The organism is Bradyrhizobium neotropicale, assembly GCF_001641695.1.
In the GTDB taxonomy this organism is placed as follows: Bacteria; Pseudomonadota; Alphaproteobacteria; order Rhizobiales; family Xanthobacteraceae; genus Bradyrhizobium; species Bradyrhizobium neotropicale.
Genome location: NZ_LSEF01000100.1, coordinates 1 through 15,273, shown reverse-complemented (window position 1 = coordinate 15,273; position 15,273 = coordinate 1). Strand labels below are relative to the sequence as shown.

Sequence of the window (15,273 nt, the reverse complement as noted above, 5' to 3'; positions counted from 1 at the left end):
CGAAGGACGGCGTCGCTTCCGCTCGCCTATGTCCCGGGCATCCACGTTCCTGGTGACGCACGAAAAACGTGGATGGCCGGGACAAGCCCGGCCATGACGGCGTGGAGACGTTGGCGCAGAAGCCGTCCGCACTGTGCGCGGCGGCGGAAAGCAGCTTGAGGGCTGCTGTCATCGCGTCCGCATCGTCGCGTCTGTCCCCCTCAACGCTTTATTAACCATACCCGGTGCAAGACTGGAACTGTCTCCTTTCAAGGGATGGGTCCGGTGCCGGTTGCACACGCGTTTCGATGGTCGGTCTTGGTAGCGTCCGCCGCGCTCGCCCTTGGCGGCTGCATGCAGACCACGGGCCCGGTCGCGATCGCGCAGCCGGGCAGCGATCTCGACTACATGGCCTATGGCCAGCCTGGAGGGCCGCAGGCAGTCGCTGTCGCCGACACGTCCGGTGGCGGCGCCATCGACGCGCTCCGCAATTCGTTCGCCGCAGCGCCTGGATCAATGCCGGTCGGCTACGCTGCGCGCGGTCCGGCCCGCTATGATGCGTCCTATCATCTCGACGCCGGCGACAGGCTGCGCGTCGTGGTCTACGGCCAGGAAGGTCTCACCAACACCTATGCGATCGATGCCGGCGGTGCGATCACCATGCCGCTGATCGGCGCGGTGCCGGCGCGCGGCCGCACCACGGCGGGCCTCGCCAGCGAAATCGCAGCGCGCCTGCGCAACGGCTATATCCGCGAACCCTCGGTGGCCGTGGAGATCGAAGCCTATCGCCCGTTCTTCATCCTCGGCGAAGTGACCGCGCCCGGCCAATATCCGTATGTGCCGAACATGACGGTCGAAAGCGCAGTCGCGATCGCCGGCGGCTTCTCCCCGCGCGCCAAGCGCGACGCCGTCACCGTCACCCACACCGAGGCCGGCGGATCGATGCGCGCGATGGTGCCGCTGGGCACGCCATTGAGCCCCGGCGACACCGTGTTCGTCGGCGAGCGCTGGTTCTAGACCTTCTCTTCTCTATCATTCCGAGGCGCGACGAAGTCGCGAGCCCGGAATCCATTGTGCCTCCGAGTTGGTGGCGCGATGGATTCCGCGCCTGCGCCTGTCGGCGCATCCCGGAATGACAGCAGAGATGGCGATCTTGTTCGCCCACGCCTTACCTCCGAAAATCCAACCGCCCGTTCGGAAAGCAGCCGTCGATGCGTGACGCATCGACAACGAGCCCGACCCATGGCCGCGTGATCACGGGATTTGTCAGGTTGATATACTTGCCGACGAGGCGATATCCGCCATCGCTCCGCGCGTCGATGAGACCGTGCCGGCGGCCGCCGTCCCAGTCGAACCGCAGGTAGATTCGCTCGCCTGCGACCCGCACCTCGCCGCGGCCCTGCTTCCACCTGTCGGGCGTATCGCCGGCGATGGTCGGATCGGCGCCGCCGTTCCAGCGGCTCTGCCACACGCCATCGAGCGAATCGGAGGGCGCGGGGATTGCTGCCCACTGCGCCGCGTTGACGTCGTCGGCGTCACCGGCAAGCGTGACTGTTGCGGCATAGTCCATCACCTCGCGATCGTTCGGCCCGGGGACGTCCATGGTTCCGAACGGATTGCGGATGATGAGGTTCGTGTTTGGTTGCTGCATGACGATGTTCCGGGGTGAGCTGGATTGATCGGCCAGCTCTATCGTCATGCGCGGGGCGTAGCCCACCCGATTTCCGCCGGAGGAGGGGGCCGCTCTCTCCCCTCGTCATTCCGGGGCGCGCGCAGCGCGAACCCGGAATCCATCGCGCCACCAACTCTGCGGTCCAATGGATTCCGGGCCTGCGCCTGTCGGCGCATCCCGGAATGACGGTGGTCAGAGTTGCGCTCTACTTCAAATGCTTCGCGAAAAAAGCCATGCTGCGCGGCCAGGCGATGTCGGCGCTGGCCTTGTCGTAGCTCGCGCGCTCGTCGCAATGGAAGCCGTGCTGGGCGCCGGGATAGATGAAGACCTCGACGTCTGGCCGTTTCGTTTTGATGGTCTCGACATCGCTGAGGGGAATGCCGGCATCCTTCTCGCCGAAATGCAGCTGCGTCGGCACCTTCGGCGTCTCGTCGGCGAAGCGCACGATGGCGCCGCCGTAATAGCCGACCGCGGCCTTGAGGCCCGACAGCCGCGTTGCCGCGACAAAGGCGACGCTGCCGCCGAGGCAAAAGCCGATGATGCCGACCGGACCGACATTCTTCACCGCATCGATCGCGGCCTGCGTGTCGCGCAGCATCGCGACCCAGTCGGGATTGGCGACGAACTTGCGCGCCTCGGCGATTTCATCGGGCGAATAGCCCGACTGGAAGTTGGGCGAGGTGCGGTCGAAGATCGACGGCGCGATCGCGACGTAGCCCTCGCTGGCAAGGCGATCGCACACCGAGCGGATGTGGTGATTGACCCCAAAGATCTCCTGGATCACCACGACCGCGCCCTTCGCCGCGCCGCCGGGATCGGCGCGGTAGGCGCTGAACTGAAAATTGTCGGAGGCCGTCAGTTTGATGTCTTGTCCCACGAGGGTTGTCCTTCTTCAGGTATCGATCGGGAACTCCGCTCTCGCTCCTCATCCTGAGGAGCTTGCGAAGCAAGCGTCTCGAAGGATGAAGGCCGAGAGGCAGCAGCGGGGGCCTCTATGGTTCGAGACGGCGCTTCGCGCCTCCTCACCATGGAGGGATAGGTCTACTCCCACATCCAGTTCTCGCCGTAATCCTCCTTCCATCCTGCCAGCCGTCCGTGACGGAATTGCAGGAACAGGCGATGACGGTAGGGGATCAATCTGCTGCCGCCGATGTTGCGAAGCGCGAGATAGATCTCGTTGCCCGGACGGCCCCGCACATATTGCAAGGGCTGCCCCAGCGCCCGCGCGGTCTGCTCAGCGTCCATGCCGAATGCCAGCGGCGTGTTGTTGGATAGCGTCATCACGAAGGGCAGGCGCGGCGGCGGTGCGCCGAACTGATCGGCCATCGCCAACGCCGGCATCGAGAGAAGCCCCGCCAACATGCCCGCGGCCAACATCGCCTGCTTCATCGCCTGTGCCCTCGTTCAACCGGCCTGTTGCGGCAAGTTCTTCAGGAAAGGCACGACCGCGTCAACAAAAGCCTGCGGCTGATCGATGTTGACGGCGTGTCCGGCCGCGGGGATCACCACCTTTTGTGCGCCGGGGATCTTCGCCGCCATGTAGTCGGCCGCTGCCAGGAAGGGCGCATCGTCGGCGCCGACCACGATCAGCGACGGCACCTTGATGTCGGGAAGCAGCTCCATCACCCTGGCGTCGCGCTGGGTCAACATGCCGCGTGCTGCAAGCGCCAACCCACTGGCGTTGCGATGGCTGGCGGTGGCGCGTTCGCGGGTCGCCGCTTTCAGCACGTCGAGACCTTCGCGATCGAGCTTGTCGGCCGTGGCGAGCGCGCGCGCATTCCAGGCCTCGCGCGCGTCGTCCTTCCTGAAGCCGGGACCGGTATCGATGATCAGGAGCGCGCGCGTGGCTTGCGGATGCGCGCGATAGAAGGCGAGCGACATGTAGCCGCCGAGCGACAGCCCGCCGATGACAGCGCTGCTCGCGCCGATCGCGTCCAGGATCGCCGCCATGTCGCCGACCGTGAGCGCTTCGCCATAAGCGTTCGGATCGTCCGGATAGTCGGACTGGCCGTGACCGCGCATGTCCCACAAAACCAGCTTGTGGTTCGCAGCGAGCGCGTCGATCTGGCCGTGCCACATCGCCGATGTCGAGGAATAGCCGTGGGTGAGCAGCAGCGGCGGACCTTCGCCATGGACCTCGTAGTGGATTCCGACGCCGTCCCGATCGATCCTTGGCATTGCATCTGCCCTTTTTGGTTTTCTGCGCTCATCCTAGCCCGCCCGGTGATGCGGAGGAAACCGCCCCTTCCGCGATGGCATATGCATGGAGGCGCAAGCGGCGCGAGACCTGCCCGACACGAGCCGCGGAGAGCTGACTTCCGGCTGAGTTTCATTTGCAGAAAACCCTGCTTCTTCAACGGTCGCCCTACTTTGCATGGGGTTGTTTTCGACGTTTTTGGTCGGAGGGGGGCCGCGCCTGCCAAAATCCCTAAAATTCGACCAATCCCCGCAGGGTTCCGTTGAGCACGCCTCTTAAGGGCCGGAGAACCTGATCCAGCTTAGGCTGCGCGACAATACGCCCGTGCTCTCAGTTGCTTTGGGGAAGCCATGACCGCCTCAGCCAATCCAGCCGCCAAACGCCGGCTCCTGCTTGCCTCCGATCGCAGCGACGACAGCAGCGAGCTCGCCGGCATCCTGAAGGCGGTCGGCGACGTTTCGACGGTTTCGACGCAGGACATTCCCGAGCAGCCGGGGCGTGATCTCTCCGGCATCGTGGTCGACATCAACCTGCGTTCGCCCGAGAGCGTGCAGCGGGTGCGCAACAAGCTGCGCGGCGATGCCTATCGTTCGATGCCGCGGCTGTTCGTGCTCGCCGACGCCCTGCACCACGGCACCATGCAGGCCTGGGCGCTGGGGGCCACCGACACGATCTCGCGGCCGCTTCAGGCCGAGGCCATCCTGCAGCGCATCCGGGCCGCCTTCCCCGACACCGCCGCCTATGACGCGACCGATCGCGGCAAGACGCTCAACCGCGGCGTCGAAGCAGCGCATGCGGTGCTGGCTAAGATGTTCGAGAAGCTGCCGCTCGGCGTGCCCCTGACCTTCGACGACGTGATCGCTGCCGAGAGCAAGATTTTGAAGGCCATCAAGCATTCCTCGCTGCGCGAGTGGCTCACCACCGTCGGCTGTCACCATGTCGGCAGCTATCGGCACTGCCTGTTCGTCACCGGCTTCGCCGTTGCCTTCGCCCAGCATCTCGGCATGCGCGAGGACGACCAGCGCCGGCTCACCCGTGCAGCCCTGCTGCACGACGTCGGCAAGGCGTTCGTTGCCTCCGCGCTGCTCGACAAGCCCGGCAAGCTCACCGACGAGGAGATGGACGAGGTCCGCCAGCATCCGCGCCGCGGCTATGACGCGCTCGCTGCCCAGGGCGGCTTCCCGCCTGAGATGCTGAACGTGGTCCTGCATCACCACGAATTCCTCGACGGCAGCGGCTATCCGAATGGCCTCTCGTCGAACCAGATCAGCGACATCGTGCGGCTGACGACGATCGTCGACATCTACGCCGCCCTGGTGGAGAAGCGCGCCTATCGCATGCCCTTCACCCACTCCCGCGCGTTCGCGATGATGGAAGGCATGGGCGGCAAGCTCGACCAGCAACTGCTGCAGGCGTTCCGCCCGGTGGCGCTGGGGTCGTTCTGATCACGATGCCGTAGGGTGGGTTAGCGAAGCGTAACCCACCACTTCTGTCTCCGCGGATACCAAAGAGGTGGGTTACGCCAGCGGACCGCGCTTCGCGCAGCCGCGGGGCTAACCCACCCTACGAAGTCACCCCACCATCTTCCTCAGCTCCGCCTTCGCGACCTTCTCCAGCGTCGAGCGCGGCATGTCGTCGACGAATCTGATCTCGCGCGGCAGCTTGAAGTCGGCCAGTCCCGCGCGGCAGGCCGCTATGATCCTGTCCTTGAGATCAGGCGGCGCGCCGGCGACGCCGCCTTGCGGGATGACGAAGGCGACCGGCACCTCGTCCAGCATCGGATGCGTCTTGGCCACCACGGCCACCTCGCGCACGCCGGGGACGACCGCGATCACCTGCTCGATCTCGGAGGCCGCGACGTTCTCGGCCCCGACCTTCAGCATGTCCTTGGCACGGTCGCCGAAACGGATGTAGCCGTTGTCCAGCCGCACGACGCGATCGCCGGTGATGAAGAAGCCGTGCTCGTCAAAGCTCTCGCGCGTTGCTTTCTCGTTGTGCAGATATTCGGCGAACAGCGACAGGCCGGGAATGCCCTTGATCGAGAGATTACCGGTGTCGCCGACCTCCGTCGGCCGGCCGTCGTCGTCGGTGACGCGGATCTGGTATTCCGGCGCGGCGCGGCCGATCGACATCGGGATGTTGGGCTGGTCGGCCTCGCCGATGATGCCGTGGGTGATGGTCTCGGTCATGCCCCACCAGCCGATGATCTTGACGCCGAAGACGGCGAAGGCCGGCGGCTCGTTCACCGCGGTACCCCACAGGCGGAATTTGTGATCCCGCGGGATCTCGTGCTCGAGCAGCGCCTTCATGCAGAACGGGATCGTCGAGGTCCATGTCGAACCATGCGCGCGCGCGACCGGCCAGAAGCGGCTTGCGGAGAAGCGCGGCTGGATCACGCAGGAACCGCCGACCCACAGCGTCGCCAGCATCGAATAGGCCAGTGCGTTGGTGTGAAACAGCGGCAGGTAAGTCTGGTGCACATCGCCGGCGTGCAGGTCTTCATGCGCGGCGTTGATCTTGGCGCCCCACAGCGCATTGGCGTTGGTCCAGAGTACCGCCTTCGGGCGCGACGTCGTGCCCGAGGTGTATTGCACGCTGCACGGCGCGAGCGGATCGGTGGCGCGCTTGGGACGGTCGGCGCTGTCGGCAAACAGCGCCTCGAAGCTGTCGCCGCTTGAGACCACTTGCGCGGGTGCGGTCCCTGCCTCATGCGAGGTTACCGCCATCCAGCGCAGATTGCGGCAATGCTTTGCAACGATCTCCGCATAAGCCGGCTGCGTGATCGCGGCGACAGCGCCGCAATGATCGGCGAAGTATTCGATTTCGGCAGGCGCCGAACGGGTGTTGGTCGTCACCGCGATCGCGCCGAGCTCGACGCAGGCAAACCAGGCGAGCAGCGCCTCGATGCAATTGTCGAGATGAATGAGCACATATTCGCCGCTCTTGACGCCGCGTTTTGCGAGGCCCGCCGCGAGCGCGCCGACCCGCTCGTGAAATTCGCCATAGCTCCATTGCCGCGCCGGTGCATCGAACGGCGCCCAGATCAGGAACGGATGTGAGCTGCGCACCTCGGCGCGCATCCTGAGCAGCCAGGGCACGTCGAGGCCCGCAAAAGGACCGACTATTCCGGCTGCGGCTTGCGACTTCGGCATGTGTCCTCCCGTGCAGCCTGTTTTTCATTGCGGCTGCTCTTGTTGTCGGGAGTCTTTCTGCCACCGGATAGCGCGAGGGGCAAACGTGTGCGCTATGCTGTAGCGGAACGCAGGCTCTCTCCACCGTCATGGCCGCGTCTGCCGGGCGGAATTTGGAGCGGGGCTGTTTCCACACGACCCCCGGGGTCGGCAGCGTGCCCCGACGCCCTAACCCTCGTACGACGAAATCTCGATCAGGCTGCCATCCGGATCGCGGCAATAGACCGAGCGTAGCGTGCCGCGAGCGCCCTGCCTGGGAACCGGGCCTTCCTCGATCACGACGCCGTTGGCCTTCAGATGCGCCACCACCTCGTCGGGCGTCGCTGAGGTGAGGAAGCACAGATCCTCGCTGCCGGCGGTCTGATGGTCCGCGGTGAACCATTCCACCTTGTCGGCATCGCGCGGCCGGACGTTGATCTTCTGGTTACCGAATTGAAGCGAAGTCCGCGGCGCTTTGCCGCCGCCGGGGTCGAAGACCTTGACTTCCATGCCGAGGATCTTGCGATACCACTCGGCGGTGCGAGCGACGTCGGCGACGTTGATCACGAGGTGATCGAGGGCCTCGACCTTGAGCGGCATGGGCCGTCCTTTCGGTTACTTATCCTTTCGTCGCGACGTGCCGCGCGCACTTTCCGCGTGCGGCAAGCTTTGTTACAACGCCGTCCGCGTTGCTTTCAAGATGATGACGCTTTCAAGAACAACAAGTCGGGAGATACTATGATCACACGCCGTACCGCGCTGGGCCTGCTCGCAGCCAGTCCGCTTGCAGCCATCCCGCTGTCGAAGGCCTTTGCCGCCGATTATCCGACGCACCCGGTGAAATGGGTGGTCGGCTATCCGCCGGGCGGAGCCACCGACATCCTGGCGCGGCTGATCGGCCAGCGCCTGTCGGAAAGGCTCGGCCAGCAATTCGTGATCGAGAACAAGCCGGGCGCCGGCAACAACATCGGCACCGAATCCGTCATCAACGCCGAGCCCGATGGCTACACTCTGCTGCTGGTCAATCCGGCCAATTTCATCAACGCCTCGCTCTACGCCAATCTCAAGTTCAACTTCGTGCGCGACGTCGCGCCGGTCGCCTCGTTCCAGCGCGTCCCGAACGTGATGACCGTCAACAAGGACGTTCCGGCGAAGAACGTCGCCGAGTTCATCGAATATGTGAAGGCCAATCCCGGCAAGGTGAACATGGCCTCGTCCGGCAACGGCACCTCGGTGCATCTGTCCGGCGAGATGTTCATGGCGATGACCGGCTGCAAGATGCAGCACGTGCCCTATCGCGGCGCGGCACCCGCGATCACCGACATGCTCGGCGGCCAGGTGCAGGTGATCTTCGACAACATGCCCTCGATCATCCAGCACATCCGCTCCGGCTCGCTTCGCGCCCTCGGAGTCACCACCGCGCAGCGCTCGCCGCAGCTGCCCGACGTGCAGGCGATTGCGGAAACCGTCCCGAACTACGAGGCCAGCGCGCTGTTCGGCATGGGCGCGCCGAAGAACACGCCGAAGGAGATCATCGCCAAGCTCAACAATGAGATCAACACGCTCATGAAGGAGCCGGACATGACCAAGCGCCTGATCGAGCTCGGCGGCGAGCCGCGGGTGCAGACGCCGGAGGCGTTCGGCGAGGAGATCAAGGCCGAGACCGAGAAGTGGAAGAAGGTCGTCGAGTTCGCCGGCCTGAAGGTCGAGTAGCAATATCGTGATGGTCGTGACCGATCAGGAATGGAGCCCTGCCGTATGGCAGGGCTTTTTTCTTGGTGCCTTCCGGTTGATCCGGAATAAAATGGTGGACCGAGACCTGATGATGGATGGCGCTGCATCTCGCGCCACGAACAGAGGAGTTGGGATCATGCGCAAGACGCAATTGGCGTTGCTGACGCTGGGCGCGACGGTCCTTGCCGGCTTCGTCAACATCACCCCAGCCGCAGCGCGCGAATATCCCTGGTGTGCGCAAGGCGGAGAGTTCGACTATCCCGGCGAATGCGCCTACAGCACCTATGAGCAATGTCAGGCCAGCGTGTCCGGCCGGCTGCTGTACTGCGGTCCCAATCCGCGTGTGGCCTATGGCTGGGCGCCGCAACCGCAGCCGCGCCGGCGCCCGCGGCCTGTCGCGCCGTACTAGGGGCGAGCTCGGACAGATTTCTGCCGGGCTGTTCTGGAATAACAGGCTGTTCGGGAATAAATCAGCTTTGCAAAACCTTCTCGCTATGAAGTCGCATCTCACGCGGCGAGCATGGGAGGTCGGTCATGCGCAAGACGCAGTTGGCGCTGGGCGCCTTGGTCCTTGCCGGACTTGCTGGCATTGAACCGGCGCGTGCGGACTATGATTACCCGTGGTGCATCCAGGGCGCGGCATACGACTATCCCGGCGACTGCTCCTATCAAACCCGCGAGCAGTGTCTGGCGAGCGTGTCCGGCCGCAAGGGGTATTGCGGACAGAATCCAGCCTTCCTGCTCGCGCGGCCTCCGCTTCAACCGTCGCCGCGCGGCCGTCGCTTTCCTCCTGCCTAGCGGAGAGTCAGAGCACTCTGCGCCGAGGCTGCTCGACGGGCTCGACCTGCTGTACGTGAAGCATCCTGACCCAGCCTGACTGCGGATCACGCGCTTGTGCGGGTTCCGGCTTGACGGCTTTCCGTTCGCGCTTATACTAAACCATATGGTTAAGTATAAGGACGAGACGCTGGACCGCACCTTTGCTGCACTGTCCGATCCGACGCGGCGCGCGCTGCTGGCCCGCCTCGGCGAACGGGACAGCCTGTCGGTGAGTGAACTGGCTGCGCCGTTTCCGATCTCGCTGCCGGCGATCATGAAGCATCTCGACGTGCTGTCGGATGCAGGGCTGATCGTGCGGGAGAAGAGCGGACGCACGGTCGCTTGCCGGCTCACCGCGAAGCCGATGGAGCAGGCGATGAACTGGCTCAATCGCTACGCGCAGTTCTGGTCCGACAATCTCGACCGCCTTGCCGCCTTTGTGGAGGAAGACCCATGGCCAACGCAGCCGCTGGCGCCGATATCAGTGCCGCCGAACGCCCAAGCCTCACGCTCACGCGCCGGCTCCGTGCGCGGCCGGAAAAAGTCTACGCTGCCTGGACGCAAGCCGAGCAGCTAGCGCAATGGTTCGGGCCGCCGAACATGAAGCCTGCCACGTTGCGTGCGGAGCTCGACGTCCACGCCGGCGGTCGCTACCGGATCAGCTTCACCAGCGACGACGGCGAATATTTCGAGGCCGGCGGGACCTATCGCGAGGTCGTGCCGAACGAGCGGCTGGTCTTCACCTGGGCCTGGCATTCGACGCCGGAGCGTGAATCGCTGGTGACGATCACGCTGAAGCCGGACAGCGCCGGCACGCTGATGATCTTCCATCACGCGCAATTCTTCGACGAAACCGCACGCGACAACCATCAGCGCGGCTGGAGCTCGTTCTTCGACAAGCTCGACGCCTTCGTCGCCTGATCCCCTCAAAGGAGGACACTATGCAACAACATCAGATCGTCTCGCGCGAGCAATGGATCGCCGCCCGCAAAGCCCATCTGGCGCATGAGAAGGAGTTGAGCCAGGCCCGCGAGCGGCTCGCCGAGGAACGCCGCCGGCTTCCCTGGGTCAGGGTCGACAAGAATTACGTCTTCGACAGTCCGAACGGCACGGTCACGCTTGGCGACCTCTTCAAGGGGCGCCCGCAGCTCGTGGTGCAGCACGTGATGTTCGCGCCCGATTGGGACACCGCTTGCAAGAACTGCTCGTTCTGGGCCGACGGTTTTGAGCGCATGGTGCCGCATCTTGCTGCGCGCGACACCACCATGGTCGCGGTCTCGCTCGCGCCGGTCGCAAAGCTCGAGGCCTTCAAGAAGCGGATGGGCTGGACGTTCGACTGGGTCTCCTCTGGCGGCAACGACTTCAACTATGATTACGAAGTCACGTTCACGCGCGAGCAGATCGACAAGGGTGTGCCGAAATACAATTTCGGTACCACGCCGTTCTATGGTCCCGAGCTGCCCGGCATCAGCGTGTTCTACCGCGACGAGGCCGGTGAGATCTTCCACACTTATTCCTGCTTTGCCCGCGGCCTCGACATGATGAACGCCGCCTATCAGTACCTCGACCTCACCCCGCTCGGCCGCCACGAGGACGGTCTGCCCTATCCGATGGACTGGGTCCGGCTGCGCGACCAGTACGAGCCGCAGGCGACGAAGGCGTGCCGCGGGTGAGCTTGCATCTGAGTTCGTAGCCCGGATGGAGCGAAGCGCAATCCGGGACATCGAGAGTTGTGTGGCGTCCCCGGATTGCGCTTCGCTCCATCCGGGCTACGCAGCCTACGCTGCCGCGAGCTTCCGCCATCACACCGTCACCCCCGCGCAACCGCGAAGCGGTTGTCGCTGGAGGTGCCGGAGCAGCGGAGGCCTCGAAGGCGGCGGCCCGTCTGCATCCCGGCCGTTCATCCTTCGAGGCTCGTAGCGCAGTGCAGATGCACTGCGCTACTCGCGCCTCTGGAGGACGGGATGACTTGAACGCCCGGGCCGACCACGAGGCTGACGCCGTTGGCATAGGGCGCGGTCGCCGCACAATGCGAGAAGGCTCGTGTCTCGTCGCTCGTGAAGGCGCCGCCGATCCAGTTGCCGGTGTTGACCGTGCCGAATGGCCCCGCCGCATTCGCAACCCCGATCGCGAATGCCTGCAGCGCGCACGCGATGACTGCTGACTTCAACATATTAACGCCCCCGGACCGCCATGATCCACATCTTATCTGTCCGATACGATTCTGTGCAACCGGTAGTTGCGGATTCGGGACGTGTCGCAGCGAGCGACTTTCAGGCTTGCCATTACTTTGCGATGCGGTATACTTTGCGATACAAAGTGATCGAGCAATCGATCCAGAGGAAACGCAGACGAAGCGAGGCTTTGGCATTGCAGATGCGCGATCTCGACAAGGCACTGGCCGACATTGTGGCGATCCGCAGCCAGATCGCGGCCGGCACGGCGTTCCGCGGCTACGGCCCTGCGACCATGGCGGCGACCGGCGCGGTCGCGCTGACTACCGCGATCCTGCAATTCTGGCTGCTCGGTGACCCCACCGGCGAGCCGCTCGGCTTCTTCCTCGGCTGGTTCGTTGCCGCCACGCTGTCCGGCCTGATGATCTGGTTCGAGATGCGCGCGCGTTCGCGCCGCCACCATTCGGGTCTCGCCGACGCCATGATCCACCAGGCGGCCGAGCAGTTCCTGCCCGCCGGCATCGCCGGCGTGCTGCTTGCGGTGGTGATGTGGAAGTTCGCCGCCGAGACGCTCTGGCTGCTGCCGGGCCTGTGGCAGATCCTGGTGTCGCTCGGCATCTTTGCTTCCGTCCGCTCGTTGCCGCGCACCGTCGCGCTCGCCGGCGCCTGGTATTTCGTCTCGGGCTTTTCGGTGGTGGTGCTGGCGAGCCAGACCCACACGCTGTCGCCCTGGACCATGGGCCTGCCCTTCGTGATCGGCCAGTCGGTGATGGCGGCCATTCTGTATTTCGCGTCCGGAGACAATGATGCCGAAGACTGACAGCGCGCCGTTCTCCTATGAAGGGTTAGACCGCGTGATCCACGAGAAGGCGAGGCTCGGGCTCCTGACCTCGCTGATGGCCCATCCCAAGGGGCTGGCGTTCGCCGATCTCAAGCAACTCTGCGGCCTCACCGATGGCAATCTCAGCCGGCACCTCGCCGTGCTTCAGGAAGCCGGCCTCGTCGAGGTGACCAAGGGTTACGAAGGCAACCGGCCGCATACCACCTGCCGCCTGACCAAGACCGGCCGCCGCCGTTTCCTCGACTATCTCGCCGTGCTCGAGCGCCTCGTGCGCGACGCTGCCAAGGCCGCCGGCCGCGAGGCACCGCCGCTCGGCGGCCGGCTCGGCATCCTCTCGACCTGATCGCCCCCTTTTTTGACCGGAGACTTTGCAATGCAAAGTGACCTCGCATCCCACACCGAGAAGCTTCACGTCGGCATCATCATGGACGGCAACGGCCGATGGGCGACGCGGCGCGGCCTGTCGCGCGTGCGCGGCCATGAGGCCGGCGTCGAGGCGATCCGCCGCATCGTCGAGGCCGCGCCCAAGCAGGGCATCGGCACGCTGACGCTCTATGCCTTCTCGACCGACAATTGGCGCCGGCCCAAGGCCGAGGTCGCCGCGCTGATGACGCTGCTGCGCTTCTATCTCGCCCACGAGGTGCAGAGCCTGGTGAAGAATGGCGTGCGCCTCTCCGTGATCGGCCGCCGCGACCGCCTGCCCGACGGCATCGCCACCGCCATCGCGCGCGCGGAGGGCGCAACCGCGCACGGCAACGTGCTGCATTTGCGCATCGCCGTCGACTATTCCGCGCGCGACGCCATCCTCAACGCCGCGGCGAAGGCGGCAGCATTGACGAGCCTCACCCGCGAGGCGTTCTCCCAGCTCGTCACCGGCGAGGCTTCCTTGCGCGACGTCGATCTGATCATCCGCACCTCCGGAGAGAAGCGGCTGTCGGACTTCCTGTTGTGGGAAGGCGCCTATGCCGAGCTGCATTTCACCGAGCGGATGTGGCCCGAATTCGAGGCCAAGGACCTCGCCGAAGCGCTGGCGTCCTTCCACGGCCGCGAACGCCGTTTCGGCGGTCTCCAGGCAATCATGCCCGAGGAGGTGCCTTCACTGTCTCGGGCGTGACGCTGACGCGGGGCAGAAACTCCCGGGGACGAGGCGCAAATTGTTCGTTTTCGGCCGCATGATTGGCAGCAAGGTCCAAGCGGCTGGTGCGCAGTCTCGGCTAGTGGTTCATCACAGTGGTTTTGACTCTTTGGCGGCAACTGGATAGGCGCGACCGAGTTTGGCGCGGGCTTTGTCGGTTGTGAACATCCATTTGATGCGGTCTCGCGCCTTGTTTCGCTGCCGTTGCCATGCTGCGATTTCTTTTCGAAGCCTTTTGGGATCGTCGATGCGACGGCCGAGACACTGGCGCTGCAGCACGCTGATCTCGCACTCGACCATATTGAGCCAGCTGGCGTGTTTCGGGGTGTAGTGGAACTCGAGGCGGCGCAGGATGCGACGGGCCTCGGCAGGCGCAAATGCCTGATATAGCGCGCCGGCCGTATGAATCGACAGATTGTCCTGCACCACACGGATGCAGGCGGCATTGGGATAGTGGACGTCGACGAGTTCGCGCATGCAGTGCGCGTAGTCGACCGCGGCGCGGTGGTCTGTAACCTTGACATTGCGCCAGCCGCGATGCGGATCGAAGGTGACGAAGAGATTGACGGTACCGTTGCGGCGATATTCGTAATCGTAGCGCTCGCGCTGTCCCGGTTGGGCAGGGATCGGCTGGCGTACCTCGCCGATCAGCTGGACTGGGGTCTCGTCGAAGCAAACCAGGGGCCGCTCGGGATCCGGCGCCTCGGCGTAGAGATCGAGCACATCCTCCATCCGGGCGACGTATTCGCCGTCGACATGAGGAATGCACCACATATCCCGGCGCCACGGCTTGAGGTCGTTGTCGGCCAGCCGGCGGCGCACGGTCTCGCCCGACAGGCTGGCGTGATCGGTGAGCTTGACCATCGCGTCGGCCAGCAATGTCAGCGTCCAGCGTTTGCGGCCGGCGGGCGGCTTGGCGCATGCCGTCGCCACCAGCAGGGCCTCTTCCTTGCCTGTCAGCTTGCGTTCCGCGCCCGGACGCGGCTCCTCACTCAAGGCCCGCTCCAGATTGCCTTCTACGAAACGGCGTTTGGTCCGGCCGACGGTGGAAAGGCTGACCCGGACGGTTCGGGCAATCTCCGCGTCGCAGCTGCCTGAATCGGCCGCCAGCACAATCTGAGCCCGTTTGAGTTTGCGGGCGGAATGCGTGCCGCCGCCGAGCATTGCCGTCAGTTCGTCCCGCTCGGCTTGGCTCAATTCGACCCGATAACGTACATTCATGCTTCGCCTCCTTGTCGGAGGCCGGGACGAATCCAGCTATGAGTCAAAAATCAGGCGCGCACTTCACCGAGAAGCAGGGACACTATCTCGCTTTCATCCATACCTACTCGTACATGTTCGGACAGCCGCCCGCCGAGGCCGACATCCAGCGGCATTTCCGCGTCAGCCCGCCGTCAGTCCACCAGATGATCCTCACCCTCGAACGCAACGGGTTCATTCGTCGCCAGCCCGGCGTCGCTCGAAGCATCGAGATCCTCTTGCCACCCGAAAAGTTGCCTATCCTCGGATGGCTCGGTATCAAAACGTCAAAATCACTGTGATGAACCACTAG

At 64.7% G+C, this 15,273-nt stretch carries 19 protein-coding genes and 1 pseudogene; 12 read left to right on the top strand and 8 right to left on the bottom strand.

Annotated features, from left to right (window positions below):
• The first annotated feature begins 264 nt into the window (after positions 1-264).
• Positions 265-996, top strand: coding sequence for a polysaccharide biosynthesis/export family protein (locus AXW67_RS33545; protein ID WP_082908138.1), 732 nt, complete (start codon positions 265-267; stop codon positions 994-996).
• Positions 997-1,147: 151 nt separating this feature from the next.
• Here AXW67_RS33545 and AXW67_RS33540 read toward each other — a convergent pair whose 3' ends face one another.
• From AXW67_RS33540 to AXW67_RS33525, 4 genes are all read right to left on the bottom strand, one after another.
• Complete coding sequence (locus tag AXW67_RS33540; protein WP_063681554.1) at positions 1,148-1,630, bottom strand: hypothetical protein; 483 nt, start codon at positions 1,628-1,630, stop codon at positions 1,148-1,150.
• A 226-nt stretch (positions 1,631-1,856) separates the two neighbouring features.
• Positions 1,857-2,528, bottom strand: a complete 672-nt coding sequence (locus AXW67_RS33535; RefSeq protein ID WP_063681379.1) for a dienelactone hydrolase family protein — start codon at positions 2,526-2,528, stop codon at positions 1,857-1,859.
• A 164-nt stretch (positions 2,529-2,692) separates the two neighbouring features.
• Complete coding sequence (locus AXW67_RS33530; protein ID WP_063681378.1) at positions 2,693-3,040, bottom strand: hypothetical protein; 348 nt, start codon at positions 3,038-3,040, stop codon at positions 2,693-2,695.
• Between the two features lie 15 nt (positions 3,041-3,055).
• Entirely contained in the window at positions 3,056-3,829 is a 774-nt protein-coding gene (locus AXW67_RS33525) for an alpha/beta fold hydrolase (RefSeq protein ID WP_063681377.1), read from the bottom strand.
• 369 nt (positions 3,830-4,198) lie between these two features.
• Here AXW67_RS33525 and AXW67_RS33520 point away from each other — a divergent pair, with 369 nt between their 5' ends.
• Positions 4,199-5,293, top strand: coding sequence for an HD-GYP domain-containing protein (locus AXW67_RS33520; RefSeq protein WP_063681376.1), 1,095 nt, complete (start codon positions 4,199-4,201; stop codon positions 5,291-5,293).
• A gap of 126 nt (positions 5,294-5,419) precedes the next feature.
• On the opposite strand, the gene AXW67_RS33515 is transcribed toward AXW67_RS33520, so the two are convergent.
• Positions 5,420-7,000 (bottom strand): AMP-binding protein, encoded by a 1,581-nt coding sequence (locus tag AXW67_RS33515; RefSeq protein WP_063681375.1) that lies wholly within the window; start codon positions 6,998-7,000, stop codon positions 5,420-5,422.
• 207 nt (positions 7,001-7,207) lie between these two features.
• Entirely contained in the window at positions 7,208-7,618 is a 411-nt protein-coding gene (locus AXW67_RS33510) for a VOC family protein (protein WP_063681374.1), read from the bottom strand.
• Between the two features lie 138 nt (positions 7,619-7,756).
• Between AXW67_RS33510 and AXW67_RS33505 the strand changes: the two genes are divergently transcribed.
• The 6 genes from AXW67_RS33505 (at position 7,757) to AXW67_RS33480 (ending at position 11,244) form a co-directional block, all read left to right on the top strand.
• On the top strand, positions 7,757-8,731 hold the full coding sequence (locus tag AXW67_RS33505; RefSeq protein ID WP_063681373.1) for a Bug family tripartite tricarboxylate transporter substrate binding protein: 975 nt from the start codon (positions 7,757-7,759) through the stop codon (positions 8,729-8,731).
• A gap of 157 nt (positions 8,732-8,888) precedes the next feature.
• Positions 8,889-9,161: a DUF3551 domain-containing protein gene (locus AXW67_RS33500; RefSeq protein WP_063681372.1), complete on the top strand. Its 273-nt coding sequence runs from the start codon at positions 8,889-8,891 to the stop codon at positions 9,159-9,161.
• 125 nt (positions 9,162-9,286) lie between these two features.
• Positions 9,287-9,550: a DUF3551 domain-containing protein gene (locus tag AXW67_RS33495; protein ID WP_063681371.1), complete on the top strand. Its 264-nt coding sequence runs from the start codon at positions 9,287-9,289 to the stop codon at positions 9,548-9,550.
• Positions 9,551-9,695: 145 nt separating this feature from the next.
• Positions 9,696-10,148 carry an ArsR/SmtB family transcription factor gene (locus AXW67_RS33490; RefSeq protein WP_063681370.1) on the top strand — a complete coding sequence of 151 codons (453 nt, stop codon included), beginning with the start codon at positions 9,696-9,698 and terminating at the stop codon, positions 10,146-10,148.
• Complete coding sequence (locus tag AXW67_RS33485) at positions 10,052-10,492, top strand: SRPBCC family protein (RefSeq protein ID WP_082908137.1); 441 nt, start codon at positions 10,052-10,054, stop codon at positions 10,490-10,492. Before AXW67_RS33490 ends, AXW67_RS33485 begins: the two co-directional genes overlap by 97 nt.
• 20 nt (positions 10,493-10,512) lie before the next feature.
• Positions 10,513-11,244 carry a DUF899 domain-containing protein gene (locus AXW67_RS33480; protein ID WP_063681368.1) on the top strand — a complete coding sequence of 244 codons (732 nt, stop codon included), beginning with the start codon at positions 10,513-10,515 and terminating at the stop codon, positions 11,242-11,244.
• A 308-nt stretch (positions 11,245-11,552) separates the two neighbouring features.
• Here the strand turns inward: AXW67_RS33480 and AXW67_RS33475 are convergent.
• A pseudogene (locus tag AXW67_RS33475) lies at positions 11,553-11,744 on the bottom strand (serine protease); the annotation flags it as partial.
• Between the two features lie 203 nt (positions 11,745-11,947).
• Between AXW67_RS33475 and AXW67_RS33470 the strand changes: the two are divergent.
• The 3 genes from AXW67_RS33470 to AXW67_RS33460 are packed head-to-tail and all read left to right on the top strand — an operon-like array spanning position 11,948 to position 13,700.
• Positions 11,948-12,565: a hypothetical protein gene (locus AXW67_RS33470; RefSeq protein ID WP_027549973.1), complete on the top strand. Its 618-nt coding sequence runs from the start codon at positions 11,948-11,950 to the stop codon at positions 12,563-12,565.
• On the top strand, positions 12,552-12,929 hold the full coding sequence (locus AXW67_RS33465; protein WP_063681553.1) for a winged helix-turn-helix domain-containing protein: 378 nt from the start codon (positions 12,552-12,554) through the stop codon (positions 12,927-12,929). Before AXW67_RS33470 ends, AXW67_RS33465 begins: the two co-directional genes overlap by 14 nt.
• Positions 12,930-12,959: 30 nt before the next feature.
• Positions 12,960-13,700 carry a di-trans,poly-cis-decaprenylcistransferase gene (locus AXW67_RS33460; RefSeq protein WP_063681366.1) on the top strand — a complete coding sequence of 247 codons (741 nt, stop codon included), beginning with the start codon at positions 12,960-12,962 and terminating at the stop codon, positions 13,698-13,700.
• A 111-nt stretch (positions 13,701-13,811) separates the two neighbouring features.
• Here the strand turns inward: AXW67_RS33460 and AXW67_RS33455 are convergent, their stop codons facing one another.
• Entirely contained in the window at positions 13,812-14,942 is a 1,131-nt protein-coding gene (locus tag AXW67_RS33455; protein WP_063675747.1) for an IS630 family transposase, read from the bottom strand.
• 38 nt (positions 14,943-14,980) lie between these two features.
• On the opposite strand from AXW67_RS33455, the gene AXW67_RS33450 reads away from it, so the two are divergent.
• A complete protein-coding gene (locus tag AXW67_RS33450) occupies positions 14,981-15,262 on the top strand; it encodes a LexA family protein (RefSeq protein WP_063675745.1) in 282 nt (93 codons plus the stop codon).
• The last annotated feature ends 11 nt before the right edge of the window (positions 15,263-15,273 follow it).

Bases quoted from the DNA above. Each gene is read 5' to 3' on its own strand.
- AXW67_RS33540 (WP_063681554.1), bottom strand. From the start codon at position 1,630: ATGCAGCAACCAAACACGAACCTCATCATCCGCAATCCGTTCGGAACC.
- AXW67_RS33530 (WP_063681378.1), bottom strand. From the start codon at position 3,040: ATGAAGCAGGCGATGTTGGCCGCGGGCATGTTGGCGGGGCTTCTCTCG.
- AXW67_RS33525 (WP_063681377.1), bottom strand. From the start codon at position 3,829: ATGCCAAGGATCGATCGGGACGGCGTCGGAATCCACTACGAGGTCCAT.
- AXW67_RS33520 (WP_063681376.1), top strand. From the start codon at position 4,199: ATGACCGCCTCAGCCAATCCAGCCGCCAAACGCCGGCTCCTGCTTGCC.
- AXW67_RS33515 (WP_063681375.1), bottom strand. From the start codon at position 7,000: ATGCCGAAGTCGCAAGCCGCAGCCGGAATAGTCGGTCCTTTTGCGGGC.
- AXW67_RS33510 (WP_063681374.1), bottom strand. From the start codon at position 7,618: ATGCCGCTCAAGGTCGAGGCCCTCGATCACCTCGTGATCAACGTCGCC.
- AXW67_RS33505 (WP_063681373.1), top strand. From the start codon at position 7,757: ATGATCACACGCCGTACCGCGCTGGGCCTGCTCGCAGCCAGTCCGCTT.
- AXW67_RS33500 (WP_063681372.1), top strand. From the start codon at position 8,889: ATGCGCAAGACGCAATTGGCGTTGCTGACGCTGGGCGCGACGGTCCTT.
- AXW67_RS33495 (WP_063681371.1), top strand. From the start codon at position 9,287: ATGCGCAAGACGCAGTTGGCGCTGGGCGCCTTGGTCCTTGCCGGACTT.
- AXW67_RS33490 (WP_063681370.1), top strand. From the start codon at position 9,696: ATGGTTAAGTATAAGGACGAGACGCTGGACCGCACCTTTGCTGCACTG.
- AXW67_RS33480 (WP_063681368.1), top strand. From the start codon at position 10,513: ATGCAACAACATCAGATCGTCTCGCGCGAGCAATGGATCGCCGCCCGC.
- AXW67_RS33470 (WP_027549973.1), top strand. From the start codon at position 11,948: ATGCGCGATCTCGACAAGGCACTGGCCGACATTGTGGCGATCCGCAGC.
- AXW67_RS33465 (WP_063681553.1), top strand. From the start codon at position 12,552: ATGCCGAAGACTGACAGCGCGCCGTTCTCCTATGAAGGGTTAGACCGC.
- AXW67_RS33460 (WP_063681366.1), top strand. From the start codon at position 12,960: ATGCAAAGTGACCTCGCATCCCACACCGAGAAGCTTCACGTCGGCATC.
- AXW67_RS33455 (WP_063675747.1), bottom strand. From the start codon at position 14,942: ATGAATGTACGTTATCGGGTCGAATTGAGCCAAGCCGAGCGGGACGAA.
- AXW67_RS33450 (WP_063675745.1), top strand. From the start codon at position 14,981: ATGAGTCAAAAATCAGGCGCGCACTTCACCGAGAAGCAGGGACACTAT.